The sequence below is a fragment of the Serratia sp. CY37869 genome (genome assembly GCF_052168895.1).
In the GTDB taxonomy this organism is placed as follows: Bacteria; Pseudomonadota; Gammaproteobacteria; order Enterobacterales; family Enterobacteriaceae; genus Serratia; species Serratia ureilytica.
On the sequence record NZ_JBJNLU010000001.1, the window covers coordinates 56,012 to 78,308 of the forward strand.

Here is a 22,297-nt window from a genome sequence, read left to right on the forward strand (position 1 = left end):
GGCTTAACGATTGGCGTGCTTCATGATACGGGCTTTCGCCGTCTGCCATTCGCGATCTTTGATGTCATCGCGTTTGTCGTGCTCTTTCTTGCCTTTGGCTACGCCGATCTTGATCTTGCTCCAGGCATTTTTCCAATACAGGGACAAGGCCACCACGGTGTAACCGTCGCGGTTGACGCGGCCGAGCAGGGTGTCCAGCTCGCGTCGGTTCAGCAGCAGTTTACGGGTACGCGTCGGATCGCACACCACATGCGACGAAGCCACGTTGAGCGGGGTGATGGTGGCGCCAAACAGGTAGGCTTCACCGTCACGGAACGTCACATAGCTGTCGCTGAGGTTGGCTTTGCCTGCACGCAGCGATTTAACTTCCCACCCTTGCAGCGACAGGCCCGCCTCGAACTCTTCTTCAATGAAGTATTCGAAACGCGCGCGCTTGTTTTGGGCAATGGTGGCGGAACCGGGTTTGTGTGCTTTTTTCTTTGTCATAGTGCGTTCATTATACTGGATGCTTCAGCGAAAGAAATCCTTTCCCGTTCAGCACCTGCGCAATTTTTCGCATTTTTGGTGCCCTCATCCCTTAGCAGATTTTTTGTTTGCCGCCAGATAAATGGTATTATCTGTACGTTTTATGTCTTACAGGAAATGATATGCCCCAGATCAGTCGGTCTGCATTAGTGCCGTTCAGCGCCGAGCAGATGTATCAGTTGGTTAACGATGTTCATTCTTATCCCGATTTTCTGCCAGGCTGCACCGGCAGCCGGGTGCTTAACGCTACCTCCAACGAGATGACCGCCGCGGTGGACGTCGCCAAGGCCGGTATCAGCAAGACCTTCACCACCCGCAATACGCTGCTGGATAACCAGAGCATCAATATGCAACTGGTCGATGGTCCGTTCCGCAAGCTGATGGGCGGCTGGCAGTTCACGCCGCTGAGCGAAGAGGCCTGCAAGGTGGAGCTGCACCTGGACTTCGAGTTCACCAACAAACTGATTGAGCTGGCGTTCGGCAAGGTGTTCAAAGAGCTGGCGGGCAGCATGGTGCAGGCATTCACCCAGCGGGCGAAAGAGGTCTACAGTGTCTGACATCCAGGTCGAGGTGGTGTACGCCTTGCCGGAGCGGCAGTACCTGCGCAAGGTGAAGCTGGCCGAGGGCAGCAGCGTCGAGCAGGCGATTCAGGCTTCAGGCCTGCTGGAGCTGCGCCAGGATATCGATCTTAAAAGCAATAAAATCGGCATCTACAGCCGCCCGGCCAAGCTGGGCGATACGCTGAACGATGGCGACCGGGTGGAGATTTACCGGCCGCTGATCGCCGATCCGAAAGAGCTGCGCCGGCAACGGGCAGAAAAGGCAAAAAAATAAGGCGCTTATAGCGCCTTATTTTTTTATCTGAAACTGATTTTCTCTTCCGCGTTGCAGCCTGCGACTGTCATGAGGAACACCATGCCCCCTCATGGGCCGGAAGAGCGGTCAGCGCCGATTACTTGGTCAGCGCCGGTTTGTTCTGGATGTCGGTCAACACGCCTGCGCTGTCGAAGGTCAGCGTCAGCGTCTGCTGGGTGATATCTTCATGGCCAGGCTGCTGGCGGAACACATAGAACCACGTCTGAGTTCCGAACGGGTCTTGCAGCATTGGGGTGCCCAATGTGTAAGCGACCTGTTGTTGGGTCATCCCTTTCTGAATTTTCGCCACGTCGGTCGACGTCAGGTAGTTCCCCTGGTTGATGTCAGGACGATAAACCACCTTTTCAAAAGTAGAACAGCCTGCAGTCAGCATCACAAGAACTACAGCGGCGGCAGTCAGCGTTTTACAGCGCATAGTAATCACATTCCTTTAGGGCATAGGATGCCGATGATAATAGACCTTGCGGCAGTTGGAAACCTTTATACCCTTCATCTTTCACGTTGCGACGCATTGGCTTTCCTTTAGCACCTCAAGCGCTTGGCCTTTTTCAGGCTGTTGAGATGGCTTTGGATCACCGCCGCGCCGCACTTTAGATATTTCTCGGGCCAACAGCGTCACTGTCAGACCGCAGGAAAGTGAAAAAGTTGAGCTTTTTTATGCCGCCAGCAGTTCTTTGGCGTTCGCCAACGTATTGCGGGTGACTTCGCTGCCGCCGAGCAGGCGCGCCAGCTCCTGCAGCCGGGCGCGTTTATCCAGCGGTGCCATCTGGGTTTCGGTGACCGTGCCGTCGGTCTGCTTGCTGACGAACAGGTGCTGATGCCCGCATCCAGCCACCTGCGGCAGGTGGGTGACGCACATCACCTGGGTGGATTCGCCGAGCTGGCGCAGCAGACGGCCGACGATGGCGGCGGTCGGGCCGCTGATGCCCACGTCCACCTCATCGAAGATCAGCGCCGGAGTTTCCATCTTGCGGGCGGTGATCACCTGAATGGCCAGCGCGATGCGCGACAGCTCACCGCCGGAGGCGACCTTCGCCAGCGGCTGCAGCGGCTGCCCCGGGTTGGTGGAGACGCAGAACTCGGTGCGGCTGGCCCCTTCGGCGCTAAGGTGCTGCGGTTCGAAGCGCACGTCGATGTTGAATTTGCCGTGCGGCATGGAGAGTGCCTGCATGCTGTCGGTGATGAGCGTGGTCAGCTCGGCGGCGTAGTGCAGGCGTTTCTGGTGCAGCTGTTCCGCCAGCGCTAGCGCCTGCTGATGATGCAGGGTCACCGCCTCGTTCAGGTGCTCATGGTCGCTTTCCTGCTGAGACAGCAGCTGCTGTTCATCCAGCAACTGCTGATGCAGCTGCGGCAGCTCTTCCGGCGCGACCTGGTGTTTGCGCGCCAGGCTGATTTGACGCGACAGGCGCTGTTCCAGCTCGTGCAGGCGATTGGGATCGAGATCCATGCGATCGGCGTAATGGCGCAGTTCGTCGCTGGCTTCGCTGATCTGGATAGAGGCCTCTTCCAGCATGTCCAGCAGACCGCTGAGCTTATCGTCCAGCCCGGCCAGCTCAAGCAGCAGGTGTTTGGCGCTGTAAAGCTGGCTGAGCATGTTGTTCTCGTCGCTGTCGGCCAGCAGCTGCAGCGTTTGCTGGCTGAGGGTCAGCAGTTGGCCGCTGTTGGCCAGGCGCTTGTACTCGGCGTCGGTCTGTTCGAACTCGCCGGCCTGCGGCGCGAATTCGTTCAGCTCTTTCAATTGGTATTGCAGCAGCTGCTTGCGCGCTTCGCGCTCGATGGACTGCTGCTGATGGTGCGCCAGCTCGCGGCAGCTCTGATGCCAACGTTGGTAGGCCTGGCTCATCGCCGCCAGCAGGGCGGGTTCGTCGGCGTAGGCGTCGAGCAGCGCTTTTTGGTGCTCCGGCTTGAGCAGCAGCTGATGGGCGTGTTGACCGTGGATTTGGATCAGGCGTTGCCCCAGCTCACGCAGCTGCGACAGCGGCACGGCGGTGCCGTTGATAAAGCCGCGCGAACGGCCGTCGGCGTTGATCACCCGGCGCAGCAGGCATTCGTTGCTGTCGTCCAGCTGGTTTTGCTCCAGCCACGCGCGCGCGGACGGGGTGTCCGCCAGCGAGAAGCGGGCGCAGATGTCGGCGCGGGCGGCTCCCAGGCGCACCACGTTGCCGTCGGCGCGGTTGCCGAGGCACAGCCCCAGCGCATCGATGGCGATGGATTTGCCGGCGCCGGTTTCACCGGTGATCGCCGTCATGCCCGGTTGAAAATCAATTTCCAACTCACGAACGATAGCAAAGTTGCTGATGGTTAATTGCGCCAGCATGGGAACCTTCCTGTGTATAAACACATAACTGTAGTTTCATACAGTATAAACTGGTTTTATATACAGTAAAGTGGCCGATGCAGATTTTAGAACAATTTTTTCGACCAGCCCAACTTGGTGCTTAACGTGTTGAAATAGCTGTAGTCCTTCGGGTGAATCAGGTTCAGATGGAAGTTGCTGCGGCGGATCAGCACTTCTTCGCCTTCCTGGATCGGCAGTGCGATCTGGCTGTCGCAGCTGATCTCCAGATCGCTGCCGATCTGCGAGAATTTCAGGCGGATGGTGCTGTCGCCGTTGATCACCAGCGGCCGGGCGGAAAGGGTGTGCGGGAACATCGGCACCAGCGCGATCGCCTCCAGCGACGGGGTGAGGATCGGCCCACCGGCGGAGAGCGAGTAGGCGGTGGAGCCGGTCGGCGTGGCGATGATCAGGCCGTCCGAGCGCTGCGAGAAGGCGAAGCGATCGTCGATATACACCTCGAATTCGATCATGTGCGCCACTTTGCCGGGGTGCAGCACCACTTCGTTGATGGCGGTGCTGATGCGGCACTGCTGGTGCTCTTTATGCACGATGGTTTCCAGCAGGAAACGCTGTTCGTCGATGTACTCGCCTTCCAGCACGTCCGCCAGCTGCTGCAGGGCGTTGTCGGGATCGAGATCGGTGAGGAAACCGAGGTTGCCGCGGTTGACCCCGATCACCTTGATGTCGTAGCGCGCCAGCACGCGCGCGGCGCCGAGCATGTTGCCGTCGCCGCCGACCACCACCGCCAGATCGGCGCGCTGGCCGATATCCGCCAGGCTGCCGGTGACGGCGTCTTTCAGCCCCAAATCATGGGCGATTTGGCGTTCGACCATCACCGAATAGCCGCGGGCCACCAGCCAGTGGAACAGCATCTCGTGGGTTGCCAGCGCTGAAGGGTGACGTGGGTGGCCAACAATGCCAATACAGGCGAATTTTTTATTCATTTGTTGTGATTTTCCTCACCGGGACCCGTTTATGCCCCACATTGTGACCGGTTGACTTGAAACCCCGGTTTTGATCCCCATAATAAGCCAAGTTGCGAGATTAATGCTAAAACGCGGAGATATTCATGAGTAGTAAAGAACAGAAGACGCCAAACGAGCAAGTCTCGGAAGAAATGGAACAACACGCTCATCACGAGGATACGCTGCCGGAAGCGGCGGAAGGCGTCGATCTGCGCGATGCGCGTATCGCCGAACTGGAAGCCCAACTGGCGGAAGCTCAGCAGCACGAGCGCGACAGCCTGCTGCGCGCCAAAGCGGAAGCGGAGAACATCCGTCGCCGCGCCGAACTGGACGTCGAGAAAGCGCACAAGTTCGCCCTGGAGAAATTCTCCGGCGATCTGCTGCCGGTGATCGACAACCTGGAGCGCGCGCTGGATCTGGCGGATAAAAACAATCCGGAACTGGCCGCGATGATCGAAGGCATCGAGCTGACGCTGAAATCGCTGCTGGACGTGGTGCGCAAGTACGGCATCGAAATCGTCGGCGACGTCAACGTGCCGTTCAACCCGGAAGTGCATCAGGCGATGAGCATGATGGAATCCGCCGATCACCAGCCGAACCACGTGATGATGGTGATGCAGAAAGGCTATACGCTGAACGGCCGCCTGCTGCGTCCGGCGATGGTCGCGGTCTCCAAAGCCAAGGCGTAATCGCCCCGGCAACGGCATAAAGAAAGGCACCCGAGGGTGCCTTTTTTGTCTCTGGACTACGCCTGCGGCAGGCGCGGCATCCAGTCGATCGGCGTGAGCCCTTGCTGCTCCAGCAGCTGATTGGCCTGCGAGAAGTGGCGGCAGCCGAGGAAACCGCGGTGCGCGGAGAGCGGCGACGGGTGCGGCGCCTTCAGCACATGGTGGCGGTTGCGGTCGATAAAGTTGCCTTTCTTCTGCGCGTGCGAGCCCCACAGCAGGAACACCACGCCTTCGCGGTTCTCGTTCAGGGCGGCGATCACTTTATCGGTAAAGGTTTCCCAGCCCAGGTTGGCGTGCGAGTGCGCGCGGCCGCCTTCCACCGTCAGCACGGTATTGAGCAGCAGCACCCCCTGTTCGGCCCAGCTTTGCAGGTAGCCGTGATCCGGGCGTTCGAAACCGGGAATGTCGGTCGCCAGCTCTTTATACATGTTCACCAGCGACGGCGGCGCCGGCACGCCGGGGCGCACCGAGAAAGAGAGGCCGTGCGCCTGATTGGGGCCGTGGTAGGGATCCTGGCCGAGGATGACGACTTTGACGTCCGCCAGCTCGGTAAAGCGGAACGCGTTGAACACGTCTTTCTGCGGTGGATAAATGGTCTTACCGGCCTGGCGCTCAGCGGCAACAAAGGCGAGCGTTTCAACAAAATAGGGCTGCTCTTTCTCTTTGCCGATCACGTCATGCCAGGTGAGGGAGGTGGCCATAAACGCTCTCCTTTGTTTTCTTTAGCAATTCATGGGCTATAGCTTACCGTTTCAGCACGCGCAGCGAAACCCGCTTTTCATTTCTCGCCGCCGTGCCTTATGCAATTATTTTTGAAAATTTACAAAAATAATTGGTTTTTGCCGCAGTGGGAAAATTGATATAAAACATAAATTTGCCCCTTCACGCCCTGTGCCTACCCGGTAAAAATTGACTTTAATCAAAGAACTGGCCCGGTCAGGCTGGTATACAGAACAACAAGACAACAATGGTTTTACCAAATGGCCGAAACCAGAATTGGGTTTTCTCACGATGTGAATTTTTACGCCCTTGTACGGAGGCAACATAATGATTACCGGTATTCAAATTACCAAAGCGAACGACCAGGCGCTGGTGAATTCTTTCTGGCTGCTGGACGATGAAAAAGCGGAAGCTCGCTGCGTGTGCGCCAAGGCCAACTACGCGGAAGATCAGGTTGTCGCGGTCAGCGATCTGGGCCAGATCGAATACCGTGAAGTGCCGCTGGAAATGCAGCCGACCGTGCGCGTGGAAGGCGGCCAGCACCTCAACGTCAACGTGCTGCGTCGCGAAACCCTGGAAGACGCGGTCAAGCATCCGGAAAAATACCCGCAGCTGACCATCCGCGTGTCCGGCTATGCGGTGCGTTTCAATTCCCTGACGCCGGAACAGCAGCGCGACGTTATCGCCCGCACCTTTACCGAAAGCCTGTAATCGGCGGCGCAGTCAATCAGGGAGCTTCGGCTCCCTTTTTTGTGCTTGATAGCCGAAAACTGAAGGCGGATCACATTCTGCACAAAGATAAGCATTCCTGATACAGAACTCATCCGACCTGCCGATAGCTAAATCAGCACCTATTCAGGTGCTAAATAAAAAAGTCTATCGACAAGGAGTCGGCATGAGTATGCCTTTAAGTTTTACCTCTGCAGTATCCCCGGTGGCCGCGATCCCTACACCTCGCGCCGCTGCCGAAACGGCGACGGCATCGCAGCCTGCGGCCGCGCCGGCAAATCCGGCGCCGGTGGCCACCCCTTCTCAGAATACGCTGAACGCGCAGAACCTGTTGAATACGCTGGTCGGCGATATCTCCGCGGCGGCGCCGACGGCGGTTGCGCCGGGCGTGACCCGGGGACAACAATCTCAGGAAGGCGATTATGCGTTGGCGCTGTTGGCCAAGGACGTTTACTCGCTGAACGGCCAGGGCGCCGCCGGGTTCAACCGTCTGAGCGACAGCGCGCTGCTCGGTTTCGGTATCGATCCCGCCAGCCTGCACGACGCGGGCAGCGGTTTCCAGGCCGGGATTTACAGCAACGACAAGCAGTATGTGTTGGCGTTCGCCGGCACCAACGACTGGCGCGACTGGCTGAGCAACGTGCGGCAGGCGACGGGGTATGACGATGTGCAGTACAATCAGGCGGTTGCCGCCGCCAAAAGCGCCAAGGCGGCCTTCGGCGATGCGCTGGTGATCGCCGGTCATTCGCTCGGCGGCGGTCTGGCGGCCACGGCGGCGCTGGCGACCGGCACCGTCGCGGTCACCTTCAATGCGGCCGGGGTGTCGGATTACACCCTGAATCGCCTGGGGATCGATCCGGCGGCGGCGAAGAAAGACGCCGAAGCCGGCGGCATTCGCCGTTACAGCGAGCAATATGACATGCTGACCAGCACCCAGGAATCGACTTCGCTGATCCCGGACGCCATCGGCCACAACATTACCCTGGCCAACAACGATACCCTGACCGGCATCGATGACTGGCGGCCGAGCAAGCATCTGGATCGCAGCCTGACGGCGCACGGCATCGACAAGGTGATAAGCTCGATGGCGGAACAAAAGCCGTGGGAGGCGAAGGCCAATGCCTGAAGGGGGTCGCTTGCGGCGGGCGCTGGCGATAGCCTTACTGGCGCTGGTCGCGGTGACCGGTTTACTGATGATGGCTAAGGAGCAACAGATGGGGCAGGAGATTTCACCGTTTGACGGCCGCAGCAACCAGGCGCTGGCTCAGGCGGTGGCGCGCGGCGATACGCAGGGCATCGGTGCGCAGGCCACGCAGGATCGCTTGCGCGAACGGGGCGATCGGCAGGTCACGCTGTTGCAGTGGGCGGTGCTTTCGCAACAGCCGGCCAGCGTGCAGACGTTGCTGGAGCTCGGTGCCGACCCGGCGACGGCGGGGCTGGACGGCAACAGCGCGCTGCACACCGCGGCGATGTTGCAAGACGCACAGTATCTGCGGTTGTTGCTGACCGAAGGGGCGCCGGTGAACGTGCGCAATGCCGTTACCGGCGCCACGCCGCTCGCGGCGGCGGTGCTGGCCGGGCGTGAGGAGCAGTTGCGGCTGCTGCTGGCGGCCGGGGCGGACACCACGTTGAGCGATCGGCTGGGGGATACCCCGCTGCATCTGGCGGCGAAGATCAACGCGCCGCACCTAGCGCTGTTGCTGTTGCAGGCCGGTGCCGATGCCCGGGCGCGCAATCAGCAGGGTTATGCGTTCCAGTTTTACTTCTCGCAAACGCCGGCGCATTTGCAGAATGACGAGCTGAAGGCGCAGTTCCGCGAGCTGGATAAATGGCTGCAGGGGCGCCGCCTGGCCACGCATTACGCGCAGCAGTAAACGCCCATAAAAAAACCGCCTGTACAGGCGGTTTTTTCTTAGGCAGCGGCGGTTATTGCGCGTCGCCGGCCGGTTTGGCCTTCGCCTGACGGCGTTTGCCGACGTTTTTGGCGTCGCGATGGCGCACTTTCACCTTGGCCTTTTCTTTGTTCTTCGCCTTGTCTTCCGCGCGCTTGGCCAGCACTTTCTTCGACGGTTTACCGTTGCTCTTCTCGTTCGGCACCTTGGTTTTCGGCCGCAGTTCGTCGATCACGCGCGCTTTCAGCGGCTCGTTCAGGTAACGGCCCACTTTGCCCAGCAGCAGATGGTCGTGCGCTTCCACCAGCGAAATGGCAGTGCCTTTGCGCCCGGCGCGGCCGGTACGGCCGATGCGGTGCAGGTAGGTATCCGCAGTGCGCGGCATGTCGAAGTTGAACACGTGGGTGATATCGAGGATATCCAGGCCGCGCGCGGCAACGTCGGTGGCCACCAGCACGTTAACCCGGCCATCCATCATGCGTTTGACCGCTTCGTTGCGTTTGGCCTGCACCATTTCGCCTTCGAGATAGCAGGTGTTGATGCCCGCTTCGCGCAGCCAGGTGGCCAGCTCATGCACGCGCTCGCGCTTGCGCACGAAGATCACCGATTTCTGCACGTCCGGCTGCTTCAGCAGGTGGATCAGCAGCGCGGTTTTGTGCTGCACGTCATCGGCGCGATAGTACCATTGCAGGATCTTTTTGCGTTCGCGGCGCGACGGATCGGCTTCCACTTCCACCGGCTCTTTCAGGATGCGCTCGGCGAATTCGCGGATCGCTTCGCCTTCCAGCGTGGCGGAGAACAGCAGCGTCTGGTTGCGCCAGCGGGTTTCGGCGGAGATGGTTTCGATGTCCTGCGCGAAGCCCATGTCGAGCATGCGGTCGGCTTCGTCGAGGATCAGGGTTTCCACCGCGCGGCAGTCGAAGTTCTCTTCTTTAATGTATTGCAGCAAGCGGCCGGTGGTGGCGACCACCACGTCCTGGTTTTCGCTGAACACTTCCGCGTGGTTCATGTAAGCGACGCCGCCGGTGATGGTGGCGATATCCAGCGAGGTATGAGCAGCCAATTCACGCGCCTGATCGGCGACCTGCATCGCCAGTTCACGCGTTGGCGTCAGGATCAGCACGCGCGGCGGGCCGGATTTCTTGCGTGGAAAGTCCAGCAGGTGCTGCAACACGGGCAGCAGGAAGGCGGCGGTTTTGCCGGTGCCGGTCGGAGCCGAACCTAAGACGTCGCGCCCGTCCATCGCCGGCGGGATCGCAGCGGCCTGAATGGCGGTGGGGCGATCGTAGCCTTTGTCGCGCAGCGCGTCGATCAGGCGATCATCGAGTTCGAGTTCGGAAAAAGTGGTTGCTGTCATGGTCTACCTCTACTTGGGGCGCCGATTATAGACGGGTTGGCCGCGATCTTCACCTATTTAAGCGGAAAGCCGCTCTTTTCCCGCCGATCAGATTGCCTTATGCTACGCCAGTTTTATAGCCAGGTGGTGAGTGTGAGCAAGCGATCGAAAGCCGATTTTACCCCGCGCCGCGGGGGTTTTACCTTTAAACAATTCTTTGTCGCCCACGATCGTTGCGCCATGAAAGTGGGCACCGACGGGGTGCTGCTCGGCGCCTGGGCGCCGCTGGGGCAGGCGCGCCGGGTGCTGGACATCGGCAGCGGCAGCGGGCTGATCGCGCTGATGCTGGCGCAGCGCAGCGGCGACGAAGTGACCATCGACGCGGTGGAGCTGGATGAAGCCGCCGCCGGCCAGGCGCGCGAAAACGCGGCGGAATCGCCGTGGCCGCAGCGCATCCGCGTGCATGCGCAGGATATTCACCATTATGCGCAGCAGCATGCCGCTGAGTATGATCTGATCGTCAGCAATCCGCCTTATTTTGAGCCGGCGGTGGCCTGCCGCGATCAGGCGCGCCACAACGCGCGCTACACCGAAACCCTGACGCACGAGGCGCTGTTGGCCTGCGCCGCGCAGCTGTTGGCCGCGCAGGGCACGTTCTGCGTGGTGCTGCCGCACGACATCGGCGCCGAATTCGAACGCCTGGCGCAGCAAAGCGGTTGGCACACGGCGGCGAAAGTGAACGTCAGCGATCGGGCCGATACGCCGCTGCACCGGATGTTGCTGGCGCTGACGCGGCGGGAAACGCCGCTGCGGGAGCAGGCGCTGGCGATCAAACAGGCCGACGGCAGCTATACCGACGATTTCCGCCGGTTGATCACCGACTTCTACCTGTTCTACTGAAAAGAAAAGGGCGCCGATAAGGCGCCCTGTCGCAGAGTTTAAGGTTGCAAAATGGTCGGCAGCGCTTCCGGCAGCAAATCCGGGTAGTCCAGCGTGTAGTGCAGGCCGCGGCTCTCTTTGCGCGCCATGGCGCTGCGCACGATAAGCTCGGCCACCTGCACCAGATTGCGCAGCTCCAGCAGGTTGTTGGAGATGCGGAAGTGCGCGTAGTACTCGTCGATTTCCGCCTGCAGCGTGTTGATGCGGCGCAGGGCGCGCTCAAGGCGCTTGGTGGTGCGCACGATGCCGACGTAATCCCACATGAACAGCCGCAGCTCGTGCCAGTTGTGTTGAATCACCACCCGTTCGTCCGCATCGTCCACCCGGCTTTCATCCCAGTGCGGCACCTGTTTGGCCTGCTGGATGAACGGCAGGCGCTGCAGAATGTCTTCCGCCGCCGACCAACCGTAAACCAGGCACTCCAGCAGCGAGTTCGACGCCATGCGATTGGCGCCGTGCAGGCCGGTGTAGCTGACCTCGCCGATGGCGTACAGCCCGTCGAGATCGGTGCGGCCGTGCTGATCGACCATCACGCCGCCGCAGGTGTAGTGCGCCGCCGGGACGATGGGGATCGGTTGCCGAGTCAGATCGAAGCCCAGCGTCAGCAGCTTTTCGTGGATCATCGGGAAATGCTGGGTGATGAACTCCGCCGGCTTGTGGCTGATATCCAGGTACATGCAGTCGGCGCCCAGGCGCTTCATTTCATGGTCGATGGCGCGGGCGACGATATCGCGCGGGGCCAGTTCGCCACGCGGGTCGAAATCGGGCATAAAGCGGCTGCCGTCCGGGCGCTTCAGGTAAGCCCCTTCGCCGCGCAGCGCTTCGGTCAGCAGGAAGTTGCGCGCCTGTGGGTGGAACAGGCAGGTCGGGTGGAACTGGTTGAACTCCAGGTTGGCGACCCGGCAGCCGGCGCGCCAGGCCATGGCGATGCCGTCGCCGGAGGAGATGTCCGGGTTGGTGGTGTATTGGTATACCTTGGCCGCGCCGCCGGTGGCCAGCACCACCGTTTTGGCGCGGTAGGTTTCCACCCGCTCGAGCTCGCGGTTCCAGACGTAAGCGCCCACGACTCGGCGGGTGCCCGGCAGGCCGATTTTGTTCGAGGTAATAAGGTCAACCGCGTTGCGGCGTTCCATCACGCAAATATTGGGGTGAGCGCTTGCTTTCCCCACCAGCGTGGTCTCTACTTCCTTACCGGTAGCGTCCGCGGCGTGCAGGATGCGGCGATGGCTGTGGCCGCCTTCGCGCGTGAGGTGATAATGCGCCTCGCCCTGCGCGTTGACCTCGGTGTCGAACAGCACACCCTGATCGATCAGCCACTGCACGCAGTGGCGCGCGTTGCCGGCGATGAATTCGACGGCCTCTTTGTCGCACAGGCCGGCGCCGGCAATCAAAGTGTCATCAACGTGTGAGGCAATGCTGTCCGTCTCATCGAACACCGCGGCGATCCCGCCTTGGGCGTAAAAGGTGGCCCCCTCGCTGAGCGGCCCCTTGCTGAGAACGGTAACCTTGCAATGCTGCGCCAGGCGCAGCGCCAGTGACAGGCCCGCAGCGCCGCTGCCGACGATCAGTACATCGCTAACATGTTCAGATGATGGTTGCATAACGTATGATGTGTGCAGAAGAAGAGTGAATTTCATGTTAGCCTAACTGTCCGGGCAAAAGCCACGGATAGGGTGACATCAACAGAAAAAACAATGGCGATATGGAACTTCGTGTTCTATATGAACTCCAAGCGAGTGCTTGCTCAGGAAAATAATGTATGGCTGGCAGTACAATTTTACGCGTGGAGACGGATTTGGGGAGAGTTTACCTCGGATGAGCGAGCAGTTAACGGATCAAGTTCTGGTTGAGCGGGTCCAAAAGGGCGACCAGAAATCGTTTAACCTACTGGTAGTGCGCTATCAGCATAAGGTGGCGAGTCTCGTTTCCCGCTATGTGCCGCAGGGCGATGTGCCCGATGTGGTGCAGGAGTCGTTTATCAAGGCCTATCGCGCACTGGAATCGTTCCGTGGCGACAGCGCTTTTTATACCTGGTTGTATCGAATCGCCGTGAACACGGCAAAGAATTATCTGGTTGCTCAGGGGCGCCGTCCGCCATCCAGTGATGTGGACGCCAACGATGCGGAAAATTACGAAAGTGCGGGCGCACTGAAAGAAATTTCGAACCCTGAGAACTTAATGTTGTCAGAAGAGCTGAGACAGATAGTTTTCCGTACCATTGAGTCTCTCCCTGAGGATCTTCGCATGGCGATTACCCTGCGGGAGTTGGATGGTCTAAGCTACGAAGAGATAGCCGCCATCATGGATTGCCCGGTCGGAACCGTACGTTCGCGTATTTTCCGCGCCCGGGAAGCTATCGATAATAAAGTTCAACCGCTGATCCAGCGTTAGCAATGGCGGGCACAGGAAGGGTACTTAGGCATGCAGAAAGAAAAGCTTTCCGCTCTGATGGATGGTGAATCGTTCGACAGCGAGCTGTTGAGTTCTCTGTCGCAAGATCGAACGCTTCAGCAAAGCTGGCAGAGCTATCACCTGATACGTGACACACTGCGGGGTGATATCGGACAAGTGATGCATTTCGATATCGCCGATCGCGTCGCCGCTGCACTTGAGAAAGAACCTGCCCGGCTGGTGCCTTCCGCCGTCCAGGAATCTCAGCCGCAGCCTCACACCTGGCAGAAAATGCCGTTCTGGGACAAAGTGCGTCCTTGGGCGAGCCAGATTACGCAAATCGGCATGGCGGCCTGCGTGTCGCTGGCGGTCATCGTCGGCGTGCAGCACTACAACCAGCCTTCTGCGTCATCGAACGCGTCCGAATCGCCGGCCTTCACCACGCTGCCGATCATGGGCCAGGCCTCACCGGTCAGCCTGGGCGTTCCTGCCGACAGTTTCTCCACCGGCAGCGGCCAACAGCAGCAGGTGCAGGAACAGCGTAAGCGTATCAACGCCATGCTGCAGGACTATGAACTGCAACGTCGCCTGCATTCGGATCAGCTGCAGCTTGAGCAAAGCAATCCGCAACAGGCTGCCATTCAGGTTCCCGGAACTCAGTCTTTAGGAATGCAACAGCAGTAATGAAGCAAATCTGGTTCTCCGTTTGTTTATTGACGGGCAGCCTGCTCTATTCCAGCATCGCCCCGGCGCAGCCGACTGCGTCCGGGGCGTTATTGCAACAGATGAGCAGCGCCAGCCGTTCTCTCAATTACGAGCTCGCCTACATCAGCATCAGCAAGCAGGGAATCGAGTCGTTGCGCTATCGCCATGCGGTGATCGGCAACGTGCCGCTCGGCCAGCTGTTGCACATGGACGGCCCGCGCCGCGAAGTGCTGCAGCGCGGCGGCGGGATCAGCTACTTCGAACCCGGCCTGGAGCCGTTCACGCTCACCGGCGATCACATCGTCGATGCGCTGCCGGCGATCGTTTATGCCGATTTCACCCGCCTGGCCAAGTACTACGACTTCATCTCCGTGGGCAGCACCCGCATCGCCGATCGGCCGTGTGAAGTGCTGCGCGTGGTGGCGCGCGACGGTTCCCGCTACAGCTACATCGTCTGGATGGACGAGGACACCAAGCTGCCGCTGCGGGTGGATTTGCTCGATCGCGACGGCGAAACGCTGGAGCAATATCGGGTGATCTCCTTCGCGGTCGGCGCCGACGTGCAGGGCGCGATGCAGGGGCTGCTCAAAGCCAACCTGCCGCCGCTGCTGTCGCTGCCGGCGGTGGAAAACGTCCAGCTGAGCTGGAGCACCGGCTGGCTGCCGGCGGGGGTAGACGAGGTGGCGCGCAACCGCCGCAAATTGCCTAACGTCGCCGTGCCGGTTGAATCCCGCCTTTACAGCGACGGCTTGTTCAGCTTCTCGGTCAACGTCAGCCCGGCGGGCAGCGGAGCCGGGCAGCAGTACTACCGTCAAGGGCGCCGCACCATCCAGACCGAAGTGCGCGCGGGCAACGAAATCACGATTGTGGGCGAATTGCCGCCGGCGACGGCCAAACGCATCGCCGACAGCATTTCTTTCAAGGTATCGCCGTAATGATGAAAGAGTGGGCCACGGTGGTTTCGTGGCAACAGGGCGTAGCGCTGCTGCGCTGTGAACCCAAGGCCGGCTGCGGCAGCTGCACCGCGCGCTCCGGCTGTGGCGCGCGTGCGTTGAACGAGCTGGTGCCGGAAACCGAGCATCAGCTGCAGGTGCATATCGATCAGCCGCTCGAGCCGGGGCAGCGTGTCGAGGTCGGCATCGCGGAAGGCAGCCTGCTGCGCTCCGCCATGCTGGTTTACCTGACGCCGCTGCTGGGCATGATGCTGGGTGGCGCGTTATTGCAATATTGTTTCGGCAGCGACGCCTCGGCGGCAGTCGGCGCCGTGCTGGGCGGCGGGGTGGCCTTTATGCTGGCGCGCCGCTTGGCCCGGCGTCTGGGCGAGCAGGCCGACTATCAGCCGGTGGTGCTGCAGATTGGCTTACCGCCTACCGCACTGCGCATGCAGGCGGAAAACTCCCCGCTGATTTAAACCGACGGCCGCGTCATCGCCGGGTTGTGATAGGCGGGGATGCGGTTGTGGATCATATGTTCCAGCAGCGCGATGAACAGATCGGCACTGAGCAGCGAATCATCGTTGATAGCGAACAGCACATTGCCCTGGCCGTCGAATAAGCGGATGCCGCGCTGCGGATGATTTTCCAACGCGCGGATCTGCTCGATAGGCACGTTGCCCCGTTCAGTGGTCAGCAGGGTGGCGCTCAGCCGCAGCGTTTCGGTCGGCGTGCCTTGCCGTTTGCCGAGCAGCAACTGCCACAGCCAGCGTGCGTCGCCCTCAACCGTGTGAAACGACACCGTCTCCCCCTGATAGAGCGCGTTCAACGCCAATGGCCCGCGCTGCTGCAGCTGCTGATCGACGATCACGTCCGCCAGTCGCCACGAATGGGCGACATTGCTGAAGACCGTGCACCAGGGCTGATCCGCGCCGGCGCGGAACGCCGTGACGTCAAACAACCCGCCAAAAGCCTTGCCGCCGCGAAAGCGATAGATGTCGCCGATTTTCTCAAACGGAATGAAACGCTCTTTGTGATGGTGGCCGTCAAAGACCCGCACGCCGTGCTCGTAGAGCCGATACGTCAACACCGGGCGCAGGTAATGCCGCAGCGCCAGCAGCGTACAGCCGAGTAAAATTGTGCCCGCGCCGGCCTGCAACAGCGTGATGACGTCGTTCTCATCAATGCTGCTCAGCAGCGGCAGCACCAACAGCGCCGCACCCACGCTGAACAGCAGCGCCGCCGCCGCCAGAATGCCCCAGTTGACCTTCGAAAAATCGTGCCGGCTCAGCATTTGCCCTTTATCGATCATAATGCACCTTCCAATCAACGTACGCAGATATGCTGGTGAACCCCGGTGGGCTGCCGATGTAGTGCCCGGAATAATGTTTTGTCGCGGAGTTCATGCCCTTTCTATCCGAGGGACGGTGGTGGCGTATATGGGGTTTTTCCTAAAGGATGTGGGGCAAAATCGAATTCTAAGAGGTTGATCCAAATATTCTTTTTCGATAATTTCAGAAGGGGTTTATTGCGCTGCGGCCGGTTATGTATTAGCGCCGGAGTTTGACGGCCACGGAGCGCCTGCAAGCCTTGGGTTCAGGCCGTATAGCCCGTGTTAACATCTGTTTTCATCAGCCGGGGCGCCCTGTAACATTTAGCTGCGCATAATAGAATGCCTTCACTGCACCGATCGCTAGGTTTTCAGTGGTGTGGCATGTAGAATGCAGCGATTCAGGTGCAAGACGGCCTAACCCATTCACTGTCGCTTTAGGTCCATGCGGGTTTCTATAGGCGAGTAATTCAGAAATACCAAGGCAGAAAAACTTTTATAATGAAGCATATACGAAATTTCTCCATTATTGCCCATATTGACCACGGTAAGTCGACGCTGTCTGACCGCATTATCCAAATTTGCGGTGGCCTGTCCGACCGTGAAATGGCTGCGCAGGTGCTCGATTCCATGGATCTGGAGCGCGAGCGCGGCATCACCATCAAGGCGCAGAGCGTCACGCTGGATTACAAGGCGCTGGATGGGCAGACCTATCAGCTTAACTTTATCGACACCCCAGGCCACGTTGACTTCTCCTATGAAGTGTCCCGCTCGCTGGCGGCCTGCGAAGGCGCGCTGCTGGTGGTGGACGCCGGTCAGGGCGTAGAAGCCCAGACGCTGGCCAACTGCTACACCGCGATCGAAATGGATCTGGAAGTGGTGCCGGTGTTGAACAAAATCGACCTGCCGGCCGCCGATCCGGATCGCGCCGCGCAGGAAATTGAAGACATCGTCGGCATCGACGCCACCGATGCCGTGCGCTGCTCGGCCAAAACCGGCGTCGGCGTGCCCGACGTGCTGGAGCGCCTGGTGCGCGACATTCCTGCGCCGCAGGGCGATCCGGATGCGCCGCTGCAGGCGCTGATCATCGACTCCTGGTTCGATAACTACCTGGGCGTCGTGTCGCTGGTGCGCGTCAAGAACGGCACGCTGCGCAAGGGCGACAAGATCAAGGTCATGAGCACCGGCCAGGTGTACAACGCCGATCGTTTGGGCATTTTCACGCCGAAGCAGGTCGATCGCGACGTGCTGAACTGCGGCGAAGTGGGCTGGCTGGTCTGTGCGATCAAAGACATCCTCGGCGCGCCGGTGGGCGATACCCTGACGCAGGCGCGTCAGCCGGCGGATAAAGCGTTGCCGGGCTTCAAAAAAGTGAAGCCGCAGGTGTACGCCGGTCTGTTCCCGATCAGCTCCGACGACTATGAATCTTTCCGCGATGCGCTGGGCAAGCTGAGCCTTAACGACGCCTCCCTGTTCTACGAACCGGAAAGCTCCACCGCGTTGGGCTTCGGCTTCCGCTGCGGCTTCCTTGGTCTGCTGCACATGGAGATCATTCAGGAGCGTCTGGAGCGTGAATACGATCTGGATCTGATCACCACCGCGCCGACGGTAGTCTACGAAGTGGAAACCACCGGCAAAGAAGTGATCTACGTCGACAGCCCATCCAAGCTGCCGCCGTTGAACAACATCCAGGAACTGCGCGAGCCGATCGCCGAATGCCACATGCTGATGCCGCAGGAATACCTGGGCAACGTCATCACCCTGTGCGTTGAGAAACGCGGCGTGCAGACCAACATGGTCTACCACGGCAACCAGGTGGCGTTGACCTATGAAATCCCAATGGCGGAAGTGGTGCTCGACTTCTTCGACCGCCTGAAGTCCACGTCGCGCGGTTATGCGTCGCTGGATTACAACTTCAAGCGCTTCCAGGCCTCCGACATGGTGCGCGTGGACGTGCTGATCAACAACGAGCGCGTGGATGCGCTGGCGCTGATCACCCACCGCGACAACTCGCAGTATCGCGGCCGTGAATTGGTGGAAAAGATGAAAGATCTGATCCCGCGTCAGCAGTTCGACATCGCGATTCAGGCGGCGATCGGCACGCACATCATCGCGCGCTCCACCGTGAAGCAGCTGCGTAAAAACGTGCTGGCGAAATGCTACGGCGGTGACGTCAGCCGTAAGAAAAAGCTGCTGCAGAAACAGAAAGACGGTAAGAAACGCATGAAGCAGGTCGGCAACGTCGAGCTGCCGCAGGAAGCGTTCCTGGCCATTCTGCACGTCGGTAAAGACGGCAAGTAACCGCGACGAGTTCGCGAAACGAGGGAGTTTGCATGGCGAATATGTTTGCCCTGATCCTGGCGTTGGCCACCCTGGTCACCGGGATCATCTGGTGCTTCGAGCGCTTTAAATGGGCGCCGGCCCGCCGCGCGAAGATTGCGGCGGTCAACGAGCAGACCGCGGGCGCAGTAGACGATAAAACGCTGGCGAAAGTGGCTAAGCAGCCAGGCTGGGTAGAGACCGGGGCATCGGTCTTCCCGGTGTTGCTGCTGGTCTTTGTGGTGCGCTCGTTTATTTACGAACCGTTCCAAATCCCGTCCGGCTCAATGATGCCGACGCTGTTGATTGGCGATTTCATTCTGGTGGAGAAATATGCTTACGGCATTAAAGATCCGATAACCCAGACCACGCTAATTGAAACCGGTCATCCGAAGCGCGGCGATATTGCGGTATTTAAATATCCGCTGGATCCGAAGCTGGATTATATCAAGCGCGTGATTGGCCTGCCGGGCGACCGTATTACTTACGATCCGGTGAATAAGCGCGTTACGGTGCAGCCGTCGTGCAACAGCGGGCAGTCCTGCGATACCGCGCTGGCGGTCACCTACGCCGACGCGCAGCCGAGCGACTTCGTACAGCTGTTCAGCCGCAGTGGCATGGGCGAGGCCAGCAACGGTTTCTACCAGATCCCGCTGAATGACAACGTGCCGCAGGGCGGCATTCGTCTGCGTGAACGTCAGGAGAGCCTGGGCAACGTGACGCACCGCATCCTGACCGTGCCGGGCACGCAGGATCAGGTGGGCGCTTACTACCAACAGCCGGGCAAACCGCTGGCGGAGTGGGTGGTGCCGGCCGGGCATTACTTCATGATGGGCGACAACCGCGACAACAGCGCGGACAGCCGTTACTGGGGCTTTGTGCCGGAGAAGAATCTGGTGGGTAAAGCCACGGCCATCTGGATGAGCTTTGAAAAGCAGGAAGGCGAGTGGCCTACCGGCGTGCGTTTCAGCCGGATTGGCGGCATTCATTAATCGCTGATTTATTCCCTGTCAATTTCACGCCGCAGCCTGCTGCGGCGTGAAAGATTAAGGGGATATAAACACAGCATTATGTTTCCACTCGTTGTAGAATACTTTCTCGAGCGATAAAAGTTGGCTCCTGCTGGGAGCCACTGCAAACGAAACAGCTTTGGATCGGCTTTCGGCGAAGCAGGCCTGTTCCGTATGCTGCAAGTTTTTGACGCATTCTTGATCTATTGGTAACTCATGAACCCCATCGTAATAAACAGGCTGCAGCGGAAGCTGGGCTACACTTTTCAACAGCAGGAGCTTTTACTGCAGGCTTTGACTCACCGCAGCGCCAGCAGTAAACACAATGAACGTCTTGAGTTTCTGGGTGACTCGATTCTTAGCTTTGTCATCGCCAATGCGCTCTATCACCGCTTTCCTCGCGTAGACGAGGGCGATATGAGCCGCATGCGCGCCACGCTGGTGCGCGGCAACACGCTGGCGGAGATGGCGCGCGAGTTTGACCTGGGCGAATGTCTGCGGCTTGGGCCGGGCGAATTGAAAAGTGGTGGGTTCCGCCGCGAGTCAATCCTGGCGGATACGGTGGAGGCATTGATCGGCGGCGTGTTCCTGGACAGCGACATCCAGACCGTCGAGCGTCTGATTTTGGACTGGTATCGCAGCCGGTTGGACGAAATCAGCCCCGGTGATAAGCAGAAAGACCCGAAAACCCGTTTGCAGGAATTTTTGCAGGGGCGTCATCTGCCGTTGCCTTCTTATTTGGTGGTGCAGGTTCGCGGTGAAGCGCACGACCAAGAGTTTACCATCCACTGCCAGGTGAGTGGTTTGAGCGAGCCCGTGGTGGGCACCGGCTCGAGCCGCCGTAAAGCCGAGCAGGCGGCAGCGGAACAAGCGCTGAAAAAGCTGGAGCTTGAATGAGTGAAGTAAAACAACACTGCGGTTTTATCGCCATCGTCGGCCGCCCGAACGTGGGCAAATCGACGTTGCTGAACCAACTGCTGGGGCAGAAGGTTTCCATTACGTCGCGTAAGCCGCAGACGACCCGTCACCGCATCATGGGCATCGACACCGATGGCGCCTATCAGGCGATCTACGTCGATACCCCAGGGCTGCACATCGAAGAAAAACGCGCCATCAACCGTTTGATGAACCGCGCGGCCAGCAGCTCGATCGGCGACGTCGAACTGGTTATCTTCGTGGTCGAAGGCACCAACTGGACCGCCGACGACGAAATGGTGGTCAACAAGCTGCGCAGCCTGCGCTGCCCGGTACTGCTGGCGATCAACAAGGTCGATAACGTCACCGACAAATCCAAGCTGTTGCCGCACATTGCGTTCCTCAGCCAGCAGATGAATTTCCTCGACGTGGTGCCTATCTCCGCCGAGAAAGGGATGAACGTCGACACCATCGCCGGCATCGTGCGCAAGCTGCTGCCGGAAGCGGAACACCACTTCCCGGAAGACTACATCACCGATCGCTCCCAGCGCTTTATGGCGTCCGAGATCATCCGCGAGAAGCTGATGCGTTTCCTGGGTGAAGAGCTGCCGTATTCGGTGACGGTGGAAATCGAACAGTTCGTGGCTAACGATCGCGGCGGCTACGATGTGCACGGCCTGATCCTGGTCGAGCGCGAAGGCCAGAAGAAAATGGTCATCGGCAACAAGGGCGCCAAGATCAAAACCATCGGCATCGAAGCGCGCCAGGACATGGAACAGATGTTCGATGCCAAAGTGCATCTGGAGCTGTGGGTGAAAGTGAAATCCGGTTGGGCGGACGACGAACGTGCGCTGCGCAGCCTGGGCTATGTTGACGATCTGAAGTAACGATCCGTGGACGGCTGGGAGCGCGCTTTCGTCCTGCATGGGCGGCCGTACAGTGAAACCAGTCTGATGCTGGATCTGTTTACCGAAGGTCATGGGCGGGTGCGCTTGCTGGCAAAAGGCGCGCGCAGCCGCCGCTCCAATCTGAAGGGTTGCCTGCAGCCCTTTACCCCCCTGTTAGTGCGCTGGGGCGGCCGCGGCGAAGTGAAAACGCTGCGCAACGCCGAAGCGGTCTCTCTCGGTTTACCCCTCAGCGGCATGATGCTTTACAGCGGCCTGTACGTGAACGAACTGCTGGCGCGCGTGCTGGAGCAGGAAACCAACTACTCGGTGCTGTTCTTCGACTACCTGCAATGCCTGCAGGCGCTGGCGGCGGAAGACAGCTCGCCGGAACAGGCGTTGCGCCAGTTCGAGCTGGCCTTGTTGCAGCACCTGGGTTACGGCCTCGATTTCCTGCACTGCGCCGGCAGCGGCCTGCCGGTGGATGACGCCATGACCTATCGCTACCGCGAAGAGAAAGGCTTTATCGCCAGCCTGGTGGTGGATTACTACAGCTTCACCGGGCGCGAACTGCGCGCGCTGGCGGAGCGGCAGTTTCCCGATGCCGAGACGCTGCGCGCCGCCAAGCGTTTCACCCGCATGGCGCTGAAACCCTACCTCGGCGGCAAGCCGTTGAAGAGCCGCGAACTGTTCCGTCAATTCGTGCGCAAGCAGCCGAATACGCCGGTCGACGACGCCTGACCTTTTCTCCTTTTGCCGTTCT

Annotated in this window: 24 protein-coding genes; 16 read left to right on the top strand and 8 right to left on the bottom strand. The window is 59.8% G+C overall.

The features are described 5' to 3' along the window. Window positions 1-3: 3 nt before the first annotated feature. The gene (gene smpB, locus ACJ8J1_RS00315) at window positions 4-486 is read right to left on the bottom strand and encodes an SsrA-binding protein SmpB (protein WP_016929804.1); all 483 of its coding nucleotides are present in this window, start codon (window positions 484-486) and stop codon (window positions 4-6) included. A 161-nt stretch (window positions 487-647) separates the two neighbouring features. On the opposite strand from smpB, the gene ACJ8J1_RS00320 reads away from it, so the two are divergent. After that, the gene (locus ACJ8J1_RS00320; RefSeq protein WP_004929096.1) at window positions 648-1,082 is read left to right on the top strand and encodes a type II toxin-antitoxin system RatA family toxin; all 435 of its coding nucleotides are present in this window, start codon (window positions 648-650) and stop codon (window positions 1,080-1,082) included. Continuing rightward, window positions 1,075-1,359, top strand: coding sequence for an RnfH family protein (locus ACJ8J1_RS00325; protein ID WP_004929098.1), 285 nt, complete (start codon window positions 1,075-1,077; stop codon window positions 1,357-1,359). Before ACJ8J1_RS00320 ends, ACJ8J1_RS00325 begins: the two co-directional genes overlap by 8 nt. A 118-nt stretch (window positions 1,360-1,477) precedes the next feature. On the opposite strand, the gene bamE is transcribed toward ACJ8J1_RS00325, so the two are convergent. The 3 genes from bamE to nadK all read right to left on the bottom strand — a co-directional run bounded on the left by bamE (window position 1,478) and on the right by nadK (window position 4,683). Further along, window positions 1,478-1,816, bottom strand: a complete 339-nt coding sequence (bamE, locus tag ACJ8J1_RS00330) for an outer membrane protein assembly factor BamE (RefSeq protein WP_004929101.1) — start codon at window positions 1,814-1,816, stop codon at window positions 1,478-1,480. 240 nt (window positions 1,817-2,056) lie between these two features. Beyond that, the gene (gene recN / locus ACJ8J1_RS00335; RefSeq protein WP_033644129.1) at window positions 2,057-3,718 is read right to left on the bottom strand and encodes a DNA repair protein RecN; all 1,662 of its coding nucleotides are present in this window, start codon (window positions 3,716-3,718) and stop codon (window positions 2,057-2,059) included. Window positions 3,719-3,804: 86 nt separating this feature from the next. Then, window positions 3,805-4,683, bottom strand: coding sequence for an NAD(+) kinase (gene nadK, locus ACJ8J1_RS00340; RefSeq protein WP_004929107.1), 879 nt, complete (start codon window positions 4,681-4,683; stop codon window positions 3,805-3,807). 125 nt (window positions 4,684-4,808) lie between these two features. Here nadK and grpE point away from each other — a divergent pair, with 125 nt between their 5' ends. Beyond that, on the top strand, window positions 4,809-5,393 hold the full coding sequence (gene grpE, locus ACJ8J1_RS00345) for a nucleotide exchange factor GrpE (RefSeq protein WP_025159545.1): 585 nt from the start codon (window positions 4,809-4,811) through the stop codon (window positions 5,391-5,393). 56 nt (window positions 5,394-5,449) lie between these two features. On the opposite strand, the gene ung is transcribed toward grpE, so the two are convergent. Continuing rightward, window positions 5,450-6,133 (bottom strand): uracil-DNA glycosylase, encoded by a 684-nt coding sequence (gene ung / locus ACJ8J1_RS00350; protein ID WP_004929112.1) that lies wholly within the window; start codon window positions 6,131-6,133, stop codon window positions 5,450-5,452. Window positions 6,134-6,479: 346 nt separating this feature from the next. Between ung and grcA the strand changes: the two genes are divergently transcribed. The 3 genes from grcA to ACJ8J1_RS00365 all read left to right on the top strand — a co-directional run bounded on the left by grcA (window position 6,480) and on the right by ACJ8J1_RS00365 (window position 8,755). After that, the gene (grcA, locus tag ACJ8J1_RS00355) at window positions 6,480-6,863 is read left to right on the top strand and encodes an autonomous glycyl radical cofactor GrcA (protein WP_004929114.1); all 384 of its coding nucleotides are present in this window, start codon (window positions 6,480-6,482) and stop codon (window positions 6,861-6,863) included. A 184-nt stretch (window positions 6,864-7,047) separates the two neighbouring features. Beyond that, window positions 7,048-8,007, top strand: coding sequence for a DUF2974 domain-containing protein (locus tag ACJ8J1_RS00360; RefSeq protein WP_033644128.1), 960 nt, complete (start codon window positions 7,048-7,050; stop codon window positions 8,005-8,007). Further along, on the top strand, window positions 8,000-8,755 hold the full coding sequence (locus ACJ8J1_RS00365; RefSeq protein WP_033644127.1) for an ankyrin repeat domain-containing protein: 756 nt from the start codon (window positions 8,000-8,002) through the stop codon (window positions 8,753-8,755). Before ACJ8J1_RS00360 ends, ACJ8J1_RS00365 begins: the two co-directional genes overlap by 8 nt. A gap of 52 nt (window positions 8,756-8,807) precedes the next feature. Here ACJ8J1_RS00365 and srmB read toward each other — a convergent pair whose 3' ends face one another. After that, entirely contained in the window at window positions 8,808-10,130 is a 1,323-nt protein-coding gene (gene srmB / locus ACJ8J1_RS00370) for an ATP-dependent RNA helicase SrmB (protein ID WP_004929122.1), read from the bottom strand. 99 nt (window positions 10,131-10,229) lie between these two features. Between srmB and trmN the strand changes: the two genes are divergently transcribed. Then, complete coding sequence (gene trmN / locus ACJ8J1_RS00375; protein ID WP_033644126.1) at window positions 10,230-11,009, top strand: tRNA(1)(Val) (adenine(37)-N(6))-methyltransferase TrmN; 780 nt, start codon at window positions 10,230-10,232, stop codon at window positions 11,007-11,009. 38 nt (window positions 11,010-11,047) lie between these two features. On the opposite strand, the gene nadB is transcribed toward trmN, so the two are convergent. After that, window positions 11,048-12,649 (bottom strand): L-aspartate oxidase, encoded by a 1,602-nt coding sequence (nadB, locus tag ACJ8J1_RS00380; protein ID WP_016929796.1) that lies wholly within the window; start codon window positions 12,647-12,649, stop codon window positions 11,048-11,050. A 214-nt stretch (window positions 12,650-12,863) separates the two neighbouring features. On the opposite strand from nadB, the gene rpoE reads away from it, so the two are divergent. The 4 genes from rpoE to rseC are packed head-to-tail and all read left to right on the top strand — an operon-like array spanning window position 12,864 to window position 15,555. Continuing rightward, a complete protein-coding gene (gene rpoE / locus ACJ8J1_RS00385) occupies window positions 12,864-13,439 on the top strand; it encodes an RNA polymerase sigma factor RpoE (protein WP_004929136.1) in 576 nt (191 codons plus the stop codon). Window positions 13,440-13,469: 30 nt separating this feature from the next. After that, window positions 13,470-14,123 (top strand): anti-sigma-E factor RseA, encoded by a 654-nt coding sequence (rseA, locus tag ACJ8J1_RS00390; RefSeq protein ID WP_033644125.1) that lies wholly within the window; start codon window positions 13,470-13,472, stop codon window positions 14,121-14,123. Beyond that, window positions 14,123-15,079, top strand: coding sequence for a sigma-E factor regulatory protein RseB (gene rseB, locus ACJ8J1_RS00395; protein WP_025303948.1), 957 nt, complete (start codon window positions 14,123-14,125; stop codon window positions 15,077-15,079). The genes rseA and rseB overlap by 1 nt, the downstream gene beginning before the upstream one ends. Further along, window positions 15,079-15,555 carry a SoxR-reducing system protein RseC gene (rseC, locus tag ACJ8J1_RS00400; protein WP_033644124.1) on the top strand — a complete coding sequence of 159 codons (477 nt, stop codon included), beginning with the start codon at window positions 15,079-15,081 and terminating at the stop codon, window positions 15,553-15,555. The genes rseB and rseC overlap by 1 nt, the downstream gene beginning before the upstream one ends. Here the strand turns inward: rseC and ACJ8J1_RS00405 are convergent. Then, complete coding sequence (locus ACJ8J1_RS00405) at window positions 15,552-16,388, bottom strand: hypothetical protein (RefSeq protein ID WP_033644123.1); 837 nt, start codon at window positions 16,386-16,388, stop codon at window positions 15,552-15,554. The two genes, rseC and ACJ8J1_RS00405, sit on opposite strands and share 4 nt — an antisense overlap. Window positions 16,389-16,907: 519 nt before the next feature. On the opposite strand from ACJ8J1_RS00405, the gene lepA reads away from it, so the two are divergent. The 5 genes from lepA (at window position 16,908) to recO (ending at window position 22,275) form a co-directional block, all read left to right on the top strand. Continuing rightward, window positions 16,908-18,707: a translation elongation factor 4 gene (gene lepA, locus ACJ8J1_RS00410; RefSeq protein ID WP_019452315.1), complete on the top strand. Its 1,800-nt coding sequence runs from the start codon at window positions 16,908-16,910 to the stop codon at window positions 18,705-18,707. Window positions 18,708-18,739: 32 nt separating this feature from the next. Then, a complete protein-coding gene (lepB, locus tag ACJ8J1_RS00415; protein WP_033644122.1) occupies window positions 18,740-19,717 on the top strand; it encodes a signal peptidase I in 978 nt (325 codons plus the stop codon). A gap of 234 nt (window positions 19,718-19,951) precedes the next feature. Continuing rightward, complete coding sequence (rnc, locus tag ACJ8J1_RS00420) at window positions 19,952-20,632, top strand: ribonuclease III (protein ID WP_004929158.1); 681 nt, start codon at window positions 19,952-19,954, stop codon at window positions 20,630-20,632. Next, window positions 20,629-21,537 (top strand): GTPase Era, encoded by a 909-nt coding sequence (gene era / locus ACJ8J1_RS00425; RefSeq protein ID WP_004929162.1) that lies wholly within the window; start codon window positions 20,629-20,631, stop codon window positions 21,535-21,537. The genes rnc and era overlap by 4 nt, the downstream gene beginning before the upstream one ends. A 6-nt stretch (window positions 21,538-21,543) precedes the next feature. Continuing rightward, entirely contained in the window at window positions 21,544-22,275 is a 732-nt protein-coding gene (gene recO, locus ACJ8J1_RS00430; protein WP_033644121.1) for a DNA repair protein RecO, read from the top strand. Window positions 22,276-22,297: the final 22 nt, after the last annotated feature.

Excerpts from the sequence above, each read along its gene's own strand:
- smpB (WP_016929804.1), bottom strand. The coding sequence starts at position 486 with ATGACAAAGAAAAAAGCACACAAACCCGGTTCCGCCACCATTGCCCAA.
- ACJ8J1_RS00320 (WP_004929096.1), top strand. The coding sequence starts at position 648 with ATGCCCCAGATCAGTCGGTCTGCATTAGTGCCGTTCAGCGCCGAGCAG.
- bamE (WP_004929101.1), bottom strand. The coding sequence starts at position 1,816 with ATGCGCTGTAAAACGCTGACTGCCGCCGCTGTAGTTCTTGTGATGCTG.
- recN (WP_033644129.1), bottom strand. The coding sequence starts at position 3,718 with ATGCTGGCGCAATTAACCATCAGCAACTTTGCTATCGTTCGTGAGTTG.
- nadK (WP_004929107.1), bottom strand. The coding sequence starts at position 4,683 with ATGAATAAAAAATTCGCCTGTATTGGCATTGTTGGCCACCCACGTCAC.
- grpE (WP_025159545.1), top strand. The coding sequence starts at position 4,809 with ATGAGTAGTAAAGAACAGAAGACGCCAAACGAGCAAGTCTCGGAAGAA.
- ung (WP_004929112.1), bottom strand. The coding sequence starts at position 6,133 with ATGGCCACCTCCCTCACCTGGCATGACGTGATCGGCAAAGAGAAAGAG.
- grcA (WP_004929114.1), top strand. The coding sequence starts at position 6,480 with ATGATTACCGGTATTCAAATTACCAAAGCGAACGACCAGGCGCTGGTG.
- ACJ8J1_RS00360 (WP_033644128.1), top strand. The coding sequence starts at position 7,048 with ATGAGTATGCCTTTAAGTTTTACCTCTGCAGTATCCCCGGTGGCCGCG.
- ACJ8J1_RS00365 (WP_033644127.1), top strand. The coding sequence starts at position 8,000 with ATGCCTGAAGGGGGTCGCTTGCGGCGGGCGCTGGCGATAGCCTTACTG.
- srmB (WP_004929122.1), bottom strand. The coding sequence starts at position 10,130 with ATGACAGCAACCACTTTTTCCGAACTCGAACTCGATGATCGCCTGATC.
- trmN (WP_033644126.1), top strand. The coding sequence starts at position 10,230 with ATGCTACGCCAGTTTTATAGCCAGGTGGTGAGTGTGAGCAAGCGATCG.
- nadB (WP_016929796.1), bottom strand. The coding sequence starts at position 12,649 with ATGCAACCATCATCTGAACATGTTAGCGATGTACTGATCGTCGGCAGC.
- rpoE (WP_004929136.1), top strand. The coding sequence starts at position 12,864 with ATGAGCGAGCAGTTAACGGATCAAGTTCTGGTTGAGCGGGTCCAAAAG.
- rseA (WP_033644125.1), top strand. The coding sequence starts at position 13,470 with ATGCAGAAAGAAAAGCTTTCCGCTCTGATGGATGGTGAATCGTTCGAC.
- rseB (WP_025303948.1), top strand. The coding sequence starts at position 14,123 with ATGAAGCAAATCTGGTTCTCCGTTTGTTTATTGACGGGCAGCCTGCTC.
- rseC (WP_033644124.1), top strand. The coding sequence starts at position 15,079 with ATGATGAAAGAGTGGGCCACGGTGGTTTCGTGGCAACAGGGCGTAGCG.
- ACJ8J1_RS00405 (WP_033644123.1), bottom strand. The coding sequence starts at position 16,388 with ATGATCGATAAAGGGCAAATGCTGAGCCGGCACGATTTTTCGAAGGTC.
- lepA (WP_019452315.1), top strand. The coding sequence starts at position 16,908 with ATGAAGCATATACGAAATTTCTCCATTATTGCCCATATTGACCACGGT.
- lepB (WP_033644122.1), top strand. The coding sequence starts at position 18,740 with ATGGCGAATATGTTTGCCCTGATCCTGGCGTTGGCCACCCTGGTCACC.
- rnc (WP_004929158.1), top strand. The coding sequence starts at position 19,952 with ATGAACCCCATCGTAATAAACAGGCTGCAGCGGAAGCTGGGCTACACT.
- era (WP_004929162.1), top strand. The coding sequence starts at position 20,629 with ATGAGTGAAGTAAAACAACACTGCGGTTTTATCGCCATCGTCGGCCGC.